Source organism: Promicromonospora sp. NPDC050880, assembly GCF_044456525.1.
Classification (GTDB): Bacteria; Actinomycetota; Actinomycetes; order Actinomycetales; family Cellulomonadaceae; genus Promicromonospora.
This window is the reverse complement of the sequence record NZ_JBITFV010000001.1, coordinates 482,509-499,487: the sequence shown is the minus strand read 5'-3', so window position 1 is coordinate 499,487 and position 16,979 is coordinate 482,509. Positions and strand designations below refer to the sequence as shown.

Annotated in this window: 15 protein-coding genes; 12 read left to right on the top strand and 3 right to left on the bottom strand. The window is 71.9% G+C overall.

Annotated features, from left to right (window positions below):
* Window positions 1-4: 4 nt before the first annotated feature.
* Window positions 5-1,009, bottom strand: coding sequence for a LacI family DNA-binding transcriptional regulator (locus ACIBBF_RS02350; RefSeq protein ID WP_397410078.1), 1,005 nt, complete (start codon window positions 1,007-1,009; stop codon window positions 5-7).
* Between the two features lie 134 nt (window positions 1,010-1,143).
* Between ACIBBF_RS02350 and ACIBBF_RS02345 the strand changes: the two genes are divergently transcribed.
* The 5 genes from ACIBBF_RS02345 to ACIBBF_RS02325 all read left to right on the top strand — a co-directional run bounded on the left by ACIBBF_RS02345 (window position 1,144) and on the right by ACIBBF_RS02325 (window position 7,558).
* Window positions 1,144-2,961 (top strand): sialidase family protein, encoded by a 1,818-nt coding sequence (locus ACIBBF_RS02345; protein WP_397410076.1) that lies wholly within the window; start codon window positions 1,144-1,146, stop codon window positions 2,959-2,961.
* 77 nt (window positions 2,962-3,038) lie between these two features.
* Entirely contained in the window at window positions 3,039-4,523 is a 1,485-nt protein-coding gene (locus tag ACIBBF_RS02340; protein ID WP_397410074.1) for a sulfatase-like hydrolase/transferase, read from the top strand.
* Window positions 4,520-5,797 (top strand): extracellular solute-binding protein, encoded by a 1,278-nt coding sequence (locus ACIBBF_RS02335; RefSeq protein WP_397410072.1) that lies wholly within the window; start codon window positions 4,520-4,522, stop codon window positions 5,795-5,797. The genes ACIBBF_RS02340 and ACIBBF_RS02335 overlap by 4 nt, the downstream gene beginning before the upstream one ends.
* A complete protein-coding gene (locus tag ACIBBF_RS02330) occupies window positions 5,794-6,735 on the top strand; it encodes a carbohydrate ABC transporter permease (RefSeq protein ID WP_397410070.1) in 942 nt (313 codons plus the stop codon). The genes ACIBBF_RS02335 and ACIBBF_RS02330 overlap by 4 nt, the downstream gene beginning before the upstream one ends.
* On the top strand, window positions 6,725-7,558 hold the full coding sequence (locus ACIBBF_RS02325) for a carbohydrate ABC transporter permease (RefSeq protein WP_397410068.1): 834 nt from the start codon (window positions 6,725-6,727) through the stop codon (window positions 7,556-7,558). The genes ACIBBF_RS02330 and ACIBBF_RS02325 overlap by 11 nt, the downstream gene beginning before the upstream one ends.
* A gap of 61 nt (window positions 7,559-7,619) precedes the next feature.
* Here ACIBBF_RS02325 and ACIBBF_RS02320 read toward each other — a convergent pair whose 3' ends face one another.
* Complete coding sequence (locus ACIBBF_RS02320; protein WP_397410066.1) at window positions 7,620-10,526, bottom strand: CBM35 domain-containing protein; 2,907 nt, start codon at window positions 10,524-10,526, stop codon at window positions 7,620-7,622.
* A 182-nt stretch (window positions 10,527-10,708) separates the two neighbouring features.
* On the opposite strand from ACIBBF_RS02320, the gene ACIBBF_RS02315 reads away from it, so the two are divergent.
* Genes ACIBBF_RS02315 through ACIBBF_RS02305 form a run of 3 tightly spaced genes read left to right on the top strand, consistent with a single transcriptional unit; the run spans window position 10,709 to window position 12,658 of the window.
* Complete coding sequence (locus ACIBBF_RS02315; protein WP_397410064.1) at window positions 10,709-11,746, top strand: LacI family DNA-binding transcriptional regulator; 1,038 nt, start codon at window positions 10,709-10,711, stop codon at window positions 11,744-11,746.
* Window positions 11,747-11,777: 31 nt separating this feature from the next.
* Entirely contained in the window at window positions 11,778-12,170 is a 393-nt protein-coding gene (locus ACIBBF_RS02310) for an ArsR/SmtB family transcription factor (protein ID WP_397410062.1), read from the top strand.
* On the top strand, window positions 12,167-12,658 hold the full coding sequence (locus tag ACIBBF_RS02305) for an SRPBCC family protein (protein ID WP_397410060.1): 492 nt from the start codon (window positions 12,167-12,169) through the stop codon (window positions 12,656-12,658). Before ACIBBF_RS02310 ends, ACIBBF_RS02305 begins: the two co-directional genes overlap by 4 nt.
* 4 nt (window positions 12,659-12,662) lie before the next feature.
* On the opposite strand, the gene ACIBBF_RS02300 is transcribed toward ACIBBF_RS02305, so the two are convergent.
* The gene (locus ACIBBF_RS02300) at window positions 12,663-13,112 is read right to left on the bottom strand and encodes an SRPBCC domain-containing protein (protein ID WP_397410058.1); all 450 of its coding nucleotides are present in this window, start codon (window positions 13,110-13,112) and stop codon (window positions 12,663-12,665) included.
* 261 nt (window positions 13,113-13,373) lie between these two features.
* On the opposite strand from ACIBBF_RS02300, the gene ACIBBF_RS02295 reads away from it, so the two are divergent.
* The 4 genes from ACIBBF_RS02295 to ACIBBF_RS02280 all read left to right on the top strand — a co-directional run bounded on the left by ACIBBF_RS02295 (window position 13,374) and on the right by ACIBBF_RS02280 (window position 16,976).
* Complete coding sequence (locus ACIBBF_RS02295) at window positions 13,374-13,703, top strand: hypothetical protein (RefSeq protein WP_397410056.1); 330 nt, start codon at window positions 13,374-13,376, stop codon at window positions 13,701-13,703.
* Window positions 13,704-13,770: 67 nt separating this feature from the next.
* A complete protein-coding gene (locus ACIBBF_RS02290) occupies window positions 13,771-14,064 on the top strand; it encodes a barstar family protein (protein ID WP_397410054.1) in 294 nt (97 codons plus the stop codon).
* 187 nt (window positions 14,065-14,251) lie between these two features.
* Window positions 14,252-15,913, top strand: a complete 1,662-nt coding sequence (locus ACIBBF_RS02285) for an ABC transporter substrate-binding protein (protein ID WP_397410052.1) — start codon at window positions 14,252-14,254, stop codon at window positions 15,911-15,913.
* A 1-nt stretch (window position 15,914) separates the two neighbouring features.
* Window positions 15,915-16,976, top strand: coding sequence for an ABC transporter permease (locus tag ACIBBF_RS02280; RefSeq protein WP_397410050.1), 1,062 nt, complete (start codon window positions 15,915-15,917; stop codon window positions 16,974-16,976).
* Window positions 16,977-16,979: the final 3 nt, after the last annotated feature.

The window sequence follows — 16,979 nt, the reverse complement described above, 5'->3', positions numbered from 1 at the left end:
CCGGCTAGCCGGGCCGCACCCCGGTGCTCTCGCGGACGACGAGGCGGTGCGGCGTGATGACGCGCACCGCCTCGCCGTCGTCGCCGCCGATCCGGCGGACCAGCGCGTCGATGGCGGCCTGCGCGATCGCCGCCTTGTCCGGCGAGATCGTCGTGAGGCTGGGGTTGCCGTAGCGCCCGTCCTCGATGTCGTCGAAGCCCACCACGGCGACCTGCTCGGGCACGGAGATCCCGGCGTCGTGCAGGGCGCGCAGGGCGCCGAGCGCGAGCAGGTCGGAGAAGCAGAACAGGGCGTCGGGCAGGACGCCGCGGCGCAGGAGGGCCCGCGTCGCCTCGGCCCCGCCGCGCCGGGTGAACGAGTCGACGTAGGCGACGTCGCCCGACGCCGAGGGTGCCGCGCCCATCGCGGCCTCGAAGCCGGCCAGCCGCAGCGAGCTCGACGACTCCCCGGTGCGCTGCGCACCGACGGCCACCACACGCTCGCGACCGGTCGCCAGCAGGTGCTCGACGGCGGTGCGCGCGGCCGCGAAGTTGTCGATGTGGACGTGGTCGAACCCGGGGTGGGACTCCTCGCCCAGCAGCACCACGGGCCGCTGCGTGCGCGACGACCGGGACAGGTCGTCGTCGGTGAGCCCGAGGGGGCTCACGATGAGACCGTCGAAGATCGCCTTGGTGTCGGCCCGCGCGAGCAGCTCCCGCTCACGCTCCCGGACGCCGTCGGTCTGCTCGATCATGAGCGTGTAGCCCTGGCGCCGGGCGGCCTCGATCAGCGTGCGGGCGAGCTCCGCGAAGTAGGGGTTGTCGAGGTCCGGGACCACCAGCGCGGCCATGCCGGTGCGGCCCGACCGGAGCATCCGGCCGATCTCGCTCGGCCGGTAGTCGAGCTCCTCGATGGCCGCGAGCACCCGTTGGCGGGTGTCGGCCGCGACGTTGACGGTACCGCTGACCACGTTCGACACCGTGCGCGCGGAGACTCCGGCGAGGCGTGCGACGTCTTCGCGCCGGCCCAATGCGACCTCCCTGTGGCATCGAGATATTGCATCGAGGCAAGCGTACTGGATAAGGTCTCGCCCCGACGGCTTGCATCGAGGCAAGGCCGCGACCGGACCGTTTCTCGGGGCCGGGGACTCGAAGGAGAGGCACCATGCGAGAGGTTCCTGTGCCGCGTGCGGCACGGTGGGTCGGTGCGTTGGCCGCGGTGGTGATGCTGCTGAGCGTGCTCGGCGCCCTGCAGCTGCGGAGCGCCTCGGCGAACGACCTGGGCGAGAGCATGTACACGCGCTCCTCGACGACGGAGCGTCTCGCCTACCCGCGGATCATCCGGCTCGAGCACAGCGGTTCGGCGAACGGCACCCTGATCGGCACCTTCGAGCACGCGACCACGGACGGCACGCCCAGCAGCTTCATCATCCGCAGGTCCACCGACGACGGCGCGACCTGGACGACGCTCACCACGCTGACCGACCCGCTGACCGGCACCAACCACCCGTCCGACCAGTTCTGGCAGCCGTTCCTCTTCGAGCTGCCGACGGCGATGGGGGAGTTCCCGGCGGGAACGCTGCTGCTGGCGGGGAACATCGCGCCCAGCGAGAAGGTCCGGACCGACTTCGTCCTGTGGCGCAGCACCGACCACGGCGCGAGCTGGACCTTCCAGTCGATCCTGCAGACCGGCGGTGGGAGCATCGGCGCGCCGCACGGCGGCTCGGGCGTCTGGGAGCCCTTCCTCACCGTCAACGGTGCGGGGCAGCTCGCGATGTACTTCTCCGACGAGCGGACCGAGCCGGAGCACGCCCAGGTGCTCGCGCACATGGTGTCGAACGACGGCGGCGTCACCTGGAGCGCCAACCCCGACGGATCGACGAACTTCAGCCCCGGCCTCGTCGTCGACGTGCGCAGCGACGTGGCCACCGACCGGCCCGGGATGCCCACGGTGGCGACCCTCCCGGACGGGACCATGGTGCTGGCCTACGAGATCTGCGGCGAGGGCCGCAACTGTGAGGCCTACACCAAGACCTCGACCGACGGCGGGGAGACGTGGGGCTCCGGACCCTCCGACCTCGGCACCATGGCGGTCACGACGGACGGCAGGTACCTGGGCAGCAGCCCGTACGTGGTGTGGACCCCGGAGGGAGGACCCGACGGGCAGCTCCTGCTGACCGGCATGCGCACCCGCTTCGCCGCCGACAACGCGTTCACGCGCGAGGACCGGCAGGCCATCTTCGTCGGCCCGCCCGACGGCCAGGGTCCCTGGACCTGGATGCCGGCCCCGTTCCAGCCCCGCACCGCCCAGGCCGAGGCGTGCAGCACGAGCTACAGCCCCAACCTGCTGCTCAGCCCCGACGCGGCCTCGGTCCGCTACACGGCCGCCACCGCCGTCGGCTCCACCGGGTGCATGGAGGGTACGGGCACGCGTTCCGTGGGCCAGCTCCCGTACGCCAGCGCGTTCGACGACGGCCAGTCGGGCTGGATCGACTACGGGGGCTGCTGGACCACGGCGGACGGTGTGTTCTCCGAGACCTGCGGAGGCAGCGACGGCAACAAGGCGGTCGCCGGCAACACCGGGTGGACCGACTACACGCTGGAGGGTGACGTCCGGATCGACACCGGGCCCCAGGCCGGCTTCGTGGTGCGGGTCACCGATCCCCGCGTCGGCGCGGACCGGCTCGACGGCTACTACGCCGGTGTCTCCACCACCACGCTGTCCCTCGGCAGGATGGACGGCACGTGGACCCCGCTGGCCGGCGTCCCGATCCCCGGCGGGCTCGCCCGGGGCGCCTGGTACCACGTGACGGTCGAGGCGCACGGCTGCACCTTCACCGTGACCGGGACGCCGTCGGGCGGCAGCGCGGCGCCCGTCGAGCTGACGTACACCGACCCCGGCTGCTTCACCCACGGCGCCGTCGGGGTCCGCGCGCAGACCGGGACCGGGAGCTGGCGCGACATCACCGTCACGGAGGGCTGAGCGAGCCGCGGGCGGCGCAGACCGCCCGCGGCGACCCGCTCCCCGAGGATGCAACGTTCCACAGTGGAAGGAAAAAGATGAACGCGCCACCAGCCGCGCCCCACATCGTGCTGATCATGACCGACCAGCACCGGGCCGACCTCTCGGCCCGTACCGGGTTCCCCCTCGACACGACCCCGTTCCTGGACCACCTCGCGGAGCGGGGGACCGACTTCCAGCGCGGCTACACCAGCTCGCCGCTGTGCGTGCCCGCCCGGGAGAGCCTCCTGACGGGCCGGTTCCCGTCCGCCCACCGGGTCACGCAGAACAGCACCGCCGCGGCGGCGTCCTACGACCGTGACCTGCTCGACGTGCTGGGCGAGGCGGGATACCGGCGGGTGTTCGCCGGGAAGCCGCACATGCACCGCGGCCCGGACGACTTCGACGCCTACCGGGGGCCCTACTTCCACACCGACGGACCCGAGCGGAACCCGCAGCACGAGGCGTTCGACCGGTGGCTCGACGAGCTGGACCACGGCGTCGCCCACGAGCCCACCCCCTTCCCGCTCGAGGCCTCGCTCCCGTACCGCATCGTGTCCGACGCCGTGGACGAGATCTTGGGCGCCGACCCGTCCGTGCCCACCTTCCTGTGGGTCTCCTTCCCCGAGCCCCACAACCCCTACCAGGTGCCCGAGCCGTACTTCAGCATGTTCCCCGCCGAGCAGATCCCGGAGCGCCTGCACGGGCCCGACGTCGCGCGCGCCAAGGGCGGGCACTGGGCCTGGCTCCAGGAGCTCATCGAGGAGAAGCGCCCGGGCTACGATGACGAGCGCGCCCGCTACCGCGCCAACTACTGCGGACAGCTCCGGCTCCTGGACGACCAGGTCAAGCGGCTCATGGAGCACGTCTGGGCCACGCTGGGCGACGACGTGCTGGTCATCATGGTCAGCGACCACGGCGACTACGTGGCCGAGTACGGGCTGCAGCGCAAGGGCGCCGGCATGCCCGAGGTGCTCATGCGGATCCCGTTCTTCGTCAGCGGGGGACCGGTCGCGGCCCGCACTCGCGGCGAGCTGGTCTCCATCGTGGACATCCTGCCCACCGTCGCCGAGCTGGTGGGCTCCGCCGTCCCCGACGGCGTCACCGGCCGCAGCCTCGCGCCCCTCCTGCTCGACCCCGGGCGCACGTCACCCGAGTTCGACGACCTCTACGCCGAACGCGGCTTCGGCGGCCTCACCTACCGCGCCGACGAACGCCCGCCCCTGCACTTCCCGTACGAGGGCCGCACGTTCGACGAGCTCAACACCGTGACCCAGAGCGGGCGCTCGCGGATGCTGCGGCACGGCGACCTCAAGCTGATCGTGCACAGCGACGGCAGCGGCGAGCTGTACGATCTCGCCGCCGACCCGGCCGAGGTGCACGACCTGTTCCACGACCCCGCCCACGCCGCCGACCGCGCCGACCTGCTGTGGCGCCTGACGCAGTGGATGCTCCGCGCGCAGGACGAGCTGCCCGCCGGCGCGTACACGGCCAAGCGCGCACCCCACAACTGGGCCTTCGACCCGGACGGAGCCACCGCATGACCCCCGACCTCACCCGCCGCCAGCTCCTGGGCGTGACCCTGGCCGGGCTCGCGGCGGCGTCCCTCGCGGCCTGCCGCCCCACCGGCTCGCCGCCGGGCAGACCAGGCCTGAGCTGGTACGGGGGAGACCCCGTCCACGAGGCGATGCAGGAGCTCGTCCGCCTCTACGGCCGCAAGCACGCGGACGTGGACGTCGTGGCCCAGTTCTCGGCGTTCGACGACTACTGGGACCGCCTCGCGACCCAGACGGCCGGCCGCTCCGCGCCCGACGTGATGCGGATGTCGATGAGCTACCTCGCCGACTACGCCGACCGCGGCGCGCTGACCGACCTGTCGCCCTACCTCGGCTCGGCGATCCACATCGACGACATGGCCCCCGACATCGCCGACAGCGCCCGCATCGACGGGACGTACTACGGCGTCAGCCAGAGCTCCATCGCCAACGCCGCGTTCGTCAACCGCGACCTGGTGGCGGCGCTCGGGGTGGCCGACGTCGACGAGACGTGGACCTGGGCCGACTTCGGCACCTGGGCCAAGGAGGTCGGCGCCGCGCGCGACGACGTGTACGGGTCCATGGACCAGGGCGGCAGCCTCCAGCTCTTCGAGTCGTACGTGCGCGAGCACGGCACCGAGATGTTCACGCCGGACGGCTCGGACCTCGCGTTCGACCAGGGCGTGCTCGAGGAGTGGTGGGCCTACTGGGACGACCTGCGGGCGAACCGGGGTGCGCCCCCGGCGGCCGTGTCGGCCGAGGTCGCGGGCTTCGACACCTGGCCGCTGGCCAAGGGCACCACGGCGGTGGGCTTCGGCTGGGTGCAGCAGGTCGCGTTCGTGCAGCCGTTCCTCGACGGCCCCCTCGACATCCTGACTCCGCCCACCGCAGGAACGGGCAGCTCGGGCCTGTTCGTCAAGTGCCTGGACTTCTGGTCCATCGCCTCGACCAGCTCGCAGCCCGACGAGGCGGCCCGGATCATCGACTTCCTCGTGAACGACGACGACGCGATCCGCACGCTCGGCATCGTGCTCGGCGTGCCGCCGTCGCAGCGGGCGATCGGCCTGCTGGACCTGGACGCCGGGTCCGCCGAGCAGCGCGCCGTCGACTACGTGGGCCGCATCGCGGGCTCCGTCCCGCCCGCGCCCCCGGCCTGGCCGCTGGGCTACAACGAGCTGCTCACGCTGTTCGTCAAGCTCGACCAGGACATCGGCTTCGGCGAGGCGACCGTCTCGGCCGCCGCCACCGAGTTCTTCGAGCAGGCCGCGCGGGTGCTGCGATGAGCGCGCTCGGCGAGCTGCGCACGCTGCGCAGGCAGGGCGGCTCGGAGGTGCTGAGCGAGGCCGCCCGCAAGGAGGAGCGCGCCGCCTACCTCTTCCTGGTGCCGTGGCTGGCGGGCCTCGTGCTCATCACGGCCGGGCCCATGGTCGCCTCGCTCTACGTCTCGCTCACGGACTACAACCTGCTCCAGCCGCCCGAGTTCCTCGGCCTGGCCAACTACGTGCAGATGCTCGACGACGAACGCCTGCTCAACTCGCTGGGCGTCACCTTCACCTACGTGTTCGTCTCCGTGCCGCTCCAGCTCGCCGCCGCCCTGGGCATCGCCGTGGTGCTCAACCGGGGGATGCGCGGCCTGGCCTTCTACCGCTCCGTGTACTACCTGCCCTCGCTGCTGGGCGGGTCCGTGGCCGTGGCCGTGCTGTGGCGGCGGCTGTTCGGCGCGGACGGCCTGGTCAACCAGGGGCTCGCGCTGCTCGGCGTGCACGACGCCCCCGCCTGGGTGGCCGACCCCGACACCGCGCTCGGCACGCTCGTGGTGCTCAACGTCTGGACGTTCGGCGCCCCCATGGTCATCTTCCTGGCCGGCCTGCGGCAGGTGCCCGTCTCGCTCTACGAGGCGGCGGCCGTGGACGGCGCCGGGCGCTGGGCGCGGTTCGCGCGGATCACGCTGCCGATGATCACGCCGATCATCTTCTTCAACGTGGTGCTGCAGATCATCCACGCCTTCCAGGCGTTCACGCAGGCCTTCATCGTGTCCGGCGGTACCGGCGGACCGTCCGACTCGACGATGTTCTTCACGCTGTACCTCTACCAGAGCGGCTTCGGCAACTTCCAGATGGGGTACGCGTCCGCCATGGCCTGGGTGCTGCTGGTGATCGTCGCCGCTTTCACCGCCATCAACTTCTGGGCCTCACGATTCTGGGTGTTCTATGACGACTGACACGCTCAAGACCGCGACCAAGCACCTCGTCGTCATCCTGATCGGGCTGGCGATGACCTACCCGCTGGCCTGGATGCTGGTCAGCGCCGTCCGCGACGAGCCGGACATCTTCACGTCGCCCGGCCTGTGGCCGGCGGGCGACGACCTCGCGAACTTCGTCGAGGGCTGGGACAGCGCCGGGCTCCCGTTCAGCCGGTACCTGGTCAACTCCAGCCTCATCGCGCTCGGCGCCATCGTCGGCAACCTGGTCTCCTGCTCCATGGCGGCCTACGCGTTCGCCCGCCTGCGGTTCCGCGGACGGCGCGTGTTCTTCGGCATCATGCTGCTCACGATCATGCTGCCGATCCACGTCGTGATCGTGCCGCAGTACGTGATCTTCTCCCAGCTCGGCTGGGTCAACACGTTCTGGCCGCTCATCGTGCCCAAGCTCCTGGCCACGGACGCGTTCTTCGTGTTCCTCATGGTCCAGTTCATCCGCGGCATCCCGCGCGAGCTCGACGAGGCCGCCCGGATCGACGGCGCCGGGTTCTTCCGGATCTACGCCCAGATCCTGCTGCCGCTGATGCGCCCGGCCCTGGTGACCACCACGATCTTCACCTTCATCTGGACCTGGAACGACTTCTTCACCCAGCTCATCTACCTCACGGACCCGGCCATGTTCAGCACCTCGGTCGCGCTACGCTCGCTGGTCGACTCGACCAGCGCCAGCAGCTGGGGGCCGCTGTTCGCGATGTCGGTCGTCAGCCTGGTCCCGGTGTTCGTGGTGTTCCTCGTGGGGCAGAAGTACATCGTCCAGGGCATCGCGACGACGGGCGGCAAGTAGCCGACGTCGTCCGGAGCGGCCCGGGCCACCACAGGCCCGGGCCGCCCCGGGAATCAACGGGTCAGAACCCCGAGTTCCCGCCCTGCCGGTCCAGCACGAACCCCATGTCGTTCAGGAGCCCCGCCGTCCCCGAGCCGGAGACGGTCGTGTTCGCGAACGACGCGCTCCCCGCGGCGTGCAGCTCGATGCCGTAGGTGCCCGAACCGGTGATGCTCACCCGGTCGAGGCTGACCTGCTGGATCGACTTCTGCCACGACATCAGCACGCCCGCATACGTGCTGTCCTGGATGGTCAGGTCCCGGATCACGATCGGCGCGTCGATGGCGTGCACGTCGGCGTAGACCCACAGCGCGCCCAGCTCGGCCGGCCAGTTCGGCTCGCGGCTGCCGGTGCGCGTCAGCGTGTTGCGCGCCACCGTCGTCGTACCCGTGAACGGCACCCCGAACCGCGTGCTCACCGCGATGCCCGCGGCCGCGTTGACGGTGTCGGCCACGAGATTGTCCTCGACCCGGTTGCCGCCCCCGCCGCCGTACACGGCCAGCCCGTTGGCCAGCGCCGGCGCCTGCACGGTGTTGAACGAGAACACGCTGCCGCTCACGGCCGCGCCGTCCGACCACATCGCCAGCGAGTCGTCGCCCGTGTTGCGGAACGTCGACTGGGTCACCTGAGCGTTGGTCACGCCCGAGCGCAGGTTCACGCCGTCGGCATACGTGTCGCGCACGCGCAGCCCGACCGCGAGCACGTCGCGCGACCCCGGCCGCACCCACAGGCCCACCTTGGTGTGCTGCACCCAGATGTTCTGCAGCAGCGACTCGCCCGTGAAGTCGCCCTCGATCGCGGCCTGCCCCTCGGCGTCCTCGCGGACCGTGGCCGAGCCGAAGACCGCGACGTCGGCGATCGTCACGCCGCCGCCGGTCGCGTAGAAGCCGCCCGCCCGGCCGGTACCCACGATCACCGAGTGCCACGGTCCGGCGCCGAGCACGGACACACCCGAGACCCGGATCGCGTCGTTCACGTGGAAGGTGCCCGCGGGGATCCAGACCGGCACGCCCGCCGCCTTCGCGGCGGCGACCGCCGCCGTGATGGCCGCCGTGTCGTCACCCCCGCCCGACGTCGCGCCGTGCGCCGTGATCGAGACCGCGCCCGCGGGCGCGGTGAGCGGGGCATCGACCCGCTCCGCCTCGATCAGGTCGAGGTCGATGTGCGCGACGGCGCCCGAGTCCTTCCGCAGCGACAGCACCGTTCCGGCTGCCTGCTCCGGGATCTCGAACCGCAGCTCGTCGTAGAACCGGTGGGCGGCGCCGAGGGACGGGTCGTTGTGGAACGGGTACTCGCCGTACTGCCAGGCGTGGGCCGACGTCAGCGTCACGTCCTTCAGCTTGGTCCCGTTCGCGTACACCGCCAGGGGCGACGTCTGCCCGGTCCCGGCGGCGTCGTCCGGGATCGAGTAGCGCACCACGACCCCGCTCGCCGGGGCGGTCAGCGTCACGTCCACCTTCTCGCCGACGGCGTCCAGCCGCACCGCGCTGCGCCCGCTCGACTCGGCCTGCACCGTGCCGTAGGTGCGCGACGGCGCCAGCCTGGTTCCGGTCGTCGTGCCCGCCTCGGCCTCGTACTGCGTGTACGACGTCGACGCGCCGCGCGCCGCGAGGTCCGTCTCACCCGAGACGGCGATGCTGTCCAGCAGCACGTCGGCGCCGGCGCTCGCCGCCCGCACGCCCACCGTGTTCACGCCCGCCCGGAGCGGCACGCTCGCCGTCACGGTGCGCCACCCGCTGCCGGCGGCGAAGCTCACCTGGCCCGTGACCCGGCCGTTGACCAGCAGGTCGAGGGTGCGCCCGCCCACAGGCGTGCCGAACCGGAACGTGGCGGTCGCGGTGCCCGCCGAACCGGCCTGGACCGTGCGCAGCACGCGCGCCCCCGCCGTCGTGAAGCCGCCGACGTAGCCCGCGCCCGTGAAGCCGCCGGTGGCGCTCGCGACCGCCGCGTTCCCGGAGCGGTACGCGGTCTCGGCCTCGCCCGGGTCGGCGGGCTGCGGTGGCACGTTCGCCGAGACGTCGAGCCTGTCGATGTTCGCGTTGCCGTTGTCGCCCGAGGCGTAGGTCAGCCGCAGGTCGTGGTTGCCCGCGGTCAGCGTCGCGGTGTGCGTGACGGTGCCCCACGTGTCCCAGCTCGCGGTCGCGGGCAGGGACAGCTGCGTCAGGCGCGTGCCGCCGTCGTACAGCGAGAGGGTCCGGGCCGAGCCGGTGCCGTTCGCGTACCGGACCGTGAGGTCCTTGGCTCCCGCCGCGGTGACCTGCACCGTGAACGTGACCGACGCCGAGCCGGCGTTGCCGTCCGTGAACCCGCCCACGAACCCGCTGCCGGAGAACCCGGTGTGGTCCGCGGCGGTCACGGCGCCGCCCGCGAGGGTCGCGGCCTCCGCCTCGAACGTGGGTCCGGGACCGTAGTCCGCGCCGCTGCCTCCGCCCGAGTCGCTGACGTCGAGGGCGTCGAGGTTCACGTTGCCCGAGTCGCCGGAGCCGAACCGGTACGCGATCGAGTGGCTGCCCGCGGACAGCGTGACGACCGTGCTCTGCGTCGCCCACGTGGTCCAACCCGAGGTCGCGGGCAGGGTCACCTGCTGCGCGGCGCCGTCCACCAGGAGCGTGAGGGTCTTGGCCGAGCCGGTGCCGTTGGCGTACCGGAGGGCCAGCGTGTGCGGGCCCGACGCCGCCGCGGTCACGGCGAACGTGCTGGTCGCGGTGCCCTTGTTGCCGTCGGTGTAGCCGCCGACGAAGCCGGTGCCGGTGTAGCCGGCGTGCTCCGTGGCGACGACGGCGCCGCCCGACAGGGCGGCCTGCTCGGCCTGGTACCGCGTGGTCGCGGCGCCCGCCGGGGCCGCGACCGCCACGAGGGTGGTGCCGGCGAGCGCGAGGGCCGCCAGCAGGGCCAGGCGTCTGCGCCATGTCGTCAGGGTGGGTGTCATGCTGTCGCTCCGTCTCGTCGCGGGCGCCGCGGTGCGCCCGTCGTGCGGGGAGGCCGCGGCGTCATCGCCGGGACCGGAAGGTTTAGCGGTAAACTTTGCGGTGCGACGGTACGGCGCCTCCTGCCGCGCGGTCAAGGGCGTCCCTAGGATGTCGGCAGGGACCATCGACGAGAGAGGGCCGCGTGACCGTCAAGCTCAGCGACATCGCGGACGAGGCCGGCGTCAGCGTGATGACCGTCTCGAACGTGATGAACGGCAAGCGCGCCCGCGTCTCGCCCGCCACGATCGAGAGGGTCCTCGGCATCGCCGCCCGGCTCGGTTACGTGCCGAACATCCCGGCGCGCAGCCTCGCGGCGAGCAGGTCGCACATCGTGGCCGCGCTGGTGCCGGTGGGGGAGAACAACAGCCTGCTGGTCAGCCCGCACACCGTCGCCGTCGTGGGCGGCATGGAGACCCACCTGCGGCACCACGGCTACCACGTGCTGCTGCGCGGGATCGAGCACGAGGACCAGGTGGCGCAGACCGTGCGCGGCTGGTCGCTCGACGGCGTGGTGCTGGTCGAGTTCCCGGACGAGCAGGTCGACAGGCTGCGCGTCGACACCGTGCCGCTGGTCGCCATCGACAGCTACTCGGCCAACCCCCGCGTCGTCGGCGTGCGCAGCGACGACCAGCGGGGCGGGCGCCTCGCCGGGGCACGCCTGGCCGACGCCGGGCACCGGCGGGTCCTCTTCGCCGGGCCGCCCTACCAGGGCATGGGCGTGGTGGGCCGGCGTTGGGCGGGCTTCCGCGAGGCGTGCCTGGAGGGGGGTCTCGAACCGGGCGGCGTCCGGGCCGTCGAGGTGCTCACCTCGTTCGAGGACGGACGGCGCCTCGGCGTGCGTCTGCGCCGGGACCACCCCGGGGTGACGGCGGTGTTCGCGACGGCCGACCACCTCGCCGTCGGCATCATGGCGGGCATCGCGGAGGCGGGCGGGTCGGTGCCCGGCGACGTGTCGGTGATCGGGTTCGACGGCCTCGACTTCGGCGCGTACACCACGCCGGGGCTGACCACGATCGCGCAGGACATGCCCGCGAAGGTGGCGGAGGCGTCGCGCATCGTGCTGGAGGAGATCGAGCGCGGGGCCGGGCGGTCGCAGGGCGTGGCCGGGCCCGGTGCCGCGCCGGTCTCGCTCGGTGTGCGGCTGGTGGAGCGTGGCTCGGTGGCGCCGCCCGGATCCTGACGAATGGTAACCGGTCGGTTACCATTAGGGGGTGGACGTCTTCTCAGCGCTCGCCGACCCGATCCGCCGTGACCTGCTGCTGCGGCTGGCCGCGGGTCCGGCGCGCGTGGTGGACCTCGCGGCCGGGCACGCGGTGTCGCGCCCGGCGATCAGCAAGCACCTGCGCGTGCTGAGCGATGCGGGGCTGGTGCGAGGCACCGACGACGGCCGGGAGCGGCGCTACACGCTCGACCCCGGCCCGCTGGCGGAGGTGCGTGACCTGCTGGGCGCGCTCGCCGCGCGGCGGGCACCCGTCTCGGCCGGCCACCTCGACGGGCTGGACACCGAGGTGCGCCGGGCGGCGCGCGACCGCCGCCGGGGGACGTCTGCAGCCGGCACGGCCCCCACACCAGGTACCACGACCACGAAGGAGCGGATCGCATGAACCTGACCGGAGAGCTGGAGGACGACGGGCGCACGCTGGTGCTGGTGCGCCGGTTCAGGGCGCCGATCGAGGACGTCTGGGGGAGCGTCACCGACCCGGACCGCCTGGCCCGCTGGTTCGGCACCTGGACGGGCGACCCGTCGACCGGCCGGGTGCTGGTGACCATGACCGCCGAGGCCGAGCCGGCGGACCCGACGGAGTTCCAGGTCCACGCCTGCGAGGCGCCGCACCTGCTGGCGGTGAGCGCCGTCGACGAGTACGGGCACTGGCGCCTGCGCGCCGAGCTGGCGGAGGTGGAGGGCGGCACCACGCTGACCCTGCGCCAGATGGAGCTCGACCCGAAGACCCTGTCGGAGACCGGACCCGGCTGGGAGTGGTACCTGAACCGCCTGGTCGCCGCCGTCGAGGGCGGCGAGCTGCCGGACCTCGGCGACTTCGACGCCGACTACGTGCCCCTTAGCGCGCGGTACGCGGCGCTGGCGGGCTGACCTTTCACCAGTGGGTGTTGCCCGTCCCGTCGTCGCGGTGGGCGAGCGTGGCCAGGGCGTCCTTCCAGTGCCCCTCGGCGGCGGAGGCGTGGTGTGCCGTGTCGATGTTGTCCTGGACCACGGTGACGCGCGTGCCGCCGTCGTCCGCCACGAGCTCGATGCGGATCTCGTGGTAGTTCTCGGGCACGTCGTCGAGCCCGCTCAGCGGCGCGAAGTGCGTGAAGTGCAGCAGGCGCGGGCGGTCGACGGCGATGACGGTGCCCTTGTCGGCGAAGACCCGGCCGAAGAAGTGTCCCTCGAAGGTGATGGGGCTGCCGGGCCGGTAGTCGGTCTCGACGTTGGCGCCCAGCATCCACCGTGCCCCGGGATGGGTGAGCTCGGCCCAGACCCGCTCGGGCGGCTCCGCGATGTGGGTGGTCGCGGTGGCGGTGTGACGCGGGGTCTCGGTGGTCATCGGTGTCCTCCGTGGCGCGGTCCGGATGGGGCTGGGCTCGTGTGCCGTATCCCTATGGTGCCTGGGAATCGGCGGGACGCATGGCGGCGGGCCGGCTGCGGCGGCGTCGTGCGCGGCGGGCCGGCGCCGCCGTGCGAGAACCGGTGCGCGCACGGATGCCGTGCGCGTAGGGTGGCGGGCATGGTGCGAGCATCCGGCGGGTCATGGGGCGGGTACCGACCCCGCCCACTCAGGCGGGAGTTGTCCTGAGACGAGGTACCCATGGCGTTCCGGCGCTTCTACCGCCGCACCTTCCTGAACCTGCGCGGCCACCACGCCGGCGCGTACGCGCTGGCTGATATCACCGTCGAGCCCGGATTCGACCCGGACGAGCGCGGAAGGCGCGTCAGCGCGCGCCTCTCCGTCGCCGACTGCGGTCGCGTCGTCACGATCGACCTCGACGCCGACACCCCGGCCGAGGCACGGAACGCGCTGCACAAGGCGCGGCTGCTGCGCGACGTCGCAGGCCAGGTGGCCGAGGCGCTGGAGCGGGCGATCCACGAGGCCGAGCTCGACGGGCGGGCGGCCCGGCGGGGGCGGGCCGGGTCGTAGGCACCGGACGCTCACGCAGCACGGGCGGACATACCGAGACGTTCATCCAGTGACGGGGGCGGTGAGCATGGCGGAGATACGCATCGAAGGACGTTCGGTCACGACGGAGTCCGACGTCCATCGGGTACTGGCGGAGCAGCTGGATCTCGGGCCCTGGTACGGGCGAAATCTGGCCGCTCTGCATGATCGGCTCTCGACCGACGTGGACCGGCCGCTGAGGATCATCTGGTTGGACTCCGCGACGAGCAGGTCACGGCTCGGTGCCGACCTCTTCGACGACATCGTGGCAGTGCTGAGGGACGTGGCCCGGCAGGACCTCGACCTCGGGTGGGTCGAACGGTTCGAGTTCGAGCTGCGTTAGGCGTGTACCGGTCCGCGAGCGTCCGTCGCGGTGCACGGTGTTCGCCCGGCCGAACCCATTGACACCCCACCCCGCACGCCCCTAATGTCCTCGCTCATACGTAGGAGCAACCCTCCGCATCGCCGCGAACCGGTGCTCATACGTATGAGCAGACTGACCTACCTCGACGAAGCGGAAGGGATCTGGCATGGGACACGCACGATCGTTCGGACGGCGCGTTTCAGCGCTGGCCGTCGCCGTCGTCCTGCTCACCTCGGCCTGTGCGGGCGGCTCGACGTCCGGCGAGGAGACCGCGGGCGGACGCGACGACACGATGGTCTACGGCAAGACGGACGGCGGCACCACGTTCGTCCACAACTACAACGTGGTGGGCCCTGCGGTCGACAAGGCGCCCAACATGGAGCTGGTCTACGAGCCGCTCATGCGCGTCGACTACAGCAACGGCGCCGTGGTCGAACCCTGGCTCGCGGAGAGCTGGGAGTTCGACGACGCCGGCACCACGCTCACGGTCCACCTGCGCGACGGCGTCACCTTCTCGGACGGCGAGCCGTTCACCGCGGACGACGCCGTCTTCTCGCTGAACCTGCCGATCGAGCAGCCGGAGTTCTCGATCGCGGGCGTCACCTACGAGAAGGCCGAGAAGGTGGACGACCTCACGTTCACCGTCACGTTCGCCGAGCCGTCGTTCGCCACCGTGAAGCAGTTCGCCAACATCCTGCTGCCGATGGTGCCCGAGCACATCTGGCGCGACCAGGACCTCAACACCTGGACCAACCCGGAGCCGGTCGGCACCGGACCGTTCACCCTGGCGGAGTTCAAGCCCCAGCAGGTCACGCTCACGGCCCGGGACGACTACTGGGGCGGCGCGCTGCCCATGTCCACGTACAAGATCATCCCCACCAGCCAGGACGCCGCCAAGGCGCAGCTCCTGCGCGGGGACATCGACATCGCGCAGGGCTCGTGGGCAGGCGGCGAGCAGGAGTTCACGGCCCAGGACCCGGAGCACCACCTGTACCAGCTCTACCCGAACGGCGGCGCCATGTCGGCCATGTTCAACGCCGGCCGGCCCCCGTTCGACGACGTCCACGTGCGCCGCGCGCTGGCCATGACCATGGACCGCACCGCCATCACGACCACGCTGCAGCGCCCCGGGACCGAGGCGGGGCCCACCGGCCTGAACGCCACGGTCTACGCCGACTGGGTGGACCCGGAGCTCACGGAGCCGTGGCCGGTCGACGCCGACGCGGCCCGGGCCGAGCTCACCGCCGGCGGCTGGACCGTCGAGGACGGCGCCCTCGTCAAGGACGGCAAGAGCTACCGGCCCAGCATCCTGTTCAACAACGACTGGGCGTGGGGCAGCTACGCCGACATCCTCATCAACGGCTGGCGCGACGCCCTGGGCCTCGAGGTGAAGCCCGCCGGGCAGCCCACCGCGGGGTACTACGACGCGATGAACCTCGGCAGCTTCGACATCACGGCCGCCTCCACGGGCGGGGCCGGCGTGTACGGCGTCTACAACTTCCTGGACAGCGACTTCGTGGTGCCGGAGGGGGAGTCGGCCACGCTCAACCAGGGCCGCTGGTCCGACGACGAGGCCGACGAGATCATCGACGCGATGGAGAGCACGGACGACGAGGCCGAGCTCAAGGAGCTGGGCCTGCGGATGCAGCGGCTCGTCGTGGACCAGGTGCCGTTCAGCCCGCTGTACGACAACTTCTACTTCGTGCAGATCAACGCCTCCCGCTGGCAGGGCTGGCCCACACCGGACGACTTCGACCACATCCCGATGGTGGGTCTCGGTCCGGACCTCATCCTCACGCTGCTCGACCTCGAGCCGGCGGAGGACTGACATGACGACGACGGAGGCGCCCACGTCGGCGCCACCCACACCGACGGCCGCGGTGCGGGCCGTGCGCCGCTGGGGGTTCCTGCTGCGCCGGCTGGGGTTCTACGCCGCGGCGGCGGCCGCCGCGATCGTGCTGAACTTCCTGCTGCCGCGGCTGATGCCGGGCGACCCGTCGTCCGCCATCGTGGAGGAGCTGCAGCGCGTCAGCGGACAGCAGGTGCCGCCCGAGACCCTGGAGAGCATCCGGGCGATCTTCGGTGACCCGGACCAGAACCTCGGCGAGCAGTTCGCCGGGTACCTGGGCCAGCTCGCGCGGTTCGACCTGGGCGTCTCCGTCGTCAACTTCCCCGTGCCGGTGAGCGAGCTCGTGCTCCAGGCACTCCCGTGGACACTCCTGCTGGTCGGCACCACCACCGTGCTGGCGTTCGTGCTCGGCACCGGTCTCGGCGTCGTCGCCGGGTGGAAGGCCGGTAGCCGGCTCGACTCGATCCTCACGCCGCTGACGGCGTTCCTGTCGTCCGTGCCGTACTTCTGGGTCGCGCTGCTGGCGCTGTGGGTGTTCGGGTTCGTGCTGGGCTGGTTCCCGCTGTCCGGCGGCTACGACGCGAACCTCGCCGAGGGCTTCAACCTGCCCTTCCTCGCCTCGGTGCTGCACTACGGGGCACTGCCCGCCGCCACCATCGTGTTCTCCGCGTTCGGCGGCTGGCTGCTCGGCATGCGGAACATGACCGTCACCACCGTGCGCGAGGACTACGTGCTGCTCGCCCAGGCCAAGGGCCTCTCGCGCGGCCGGGTGATCCTGCGGTACGCCGCACGCAACGCCATGCTGCCGAGCTTCACCGGGTTCGCCATGGCGCTCGGCGGTGTGATCGGGGGCGCACTGCTCACCGAGACGGTGTTCAGCTACCCCGGCATCGGCTACCTGCTGTTCGAGTCCCTCACCAAGCGCGACTACCCGATGATGCAGGGGGTCTTCCTGATCGTGACGCTCGCGACGCTCCTCGCCAACCTTCTGGCCGACTCCCTGTACGTGGTGCTCGACCCGCGCATCCGGGAACAGGGGTGAGTG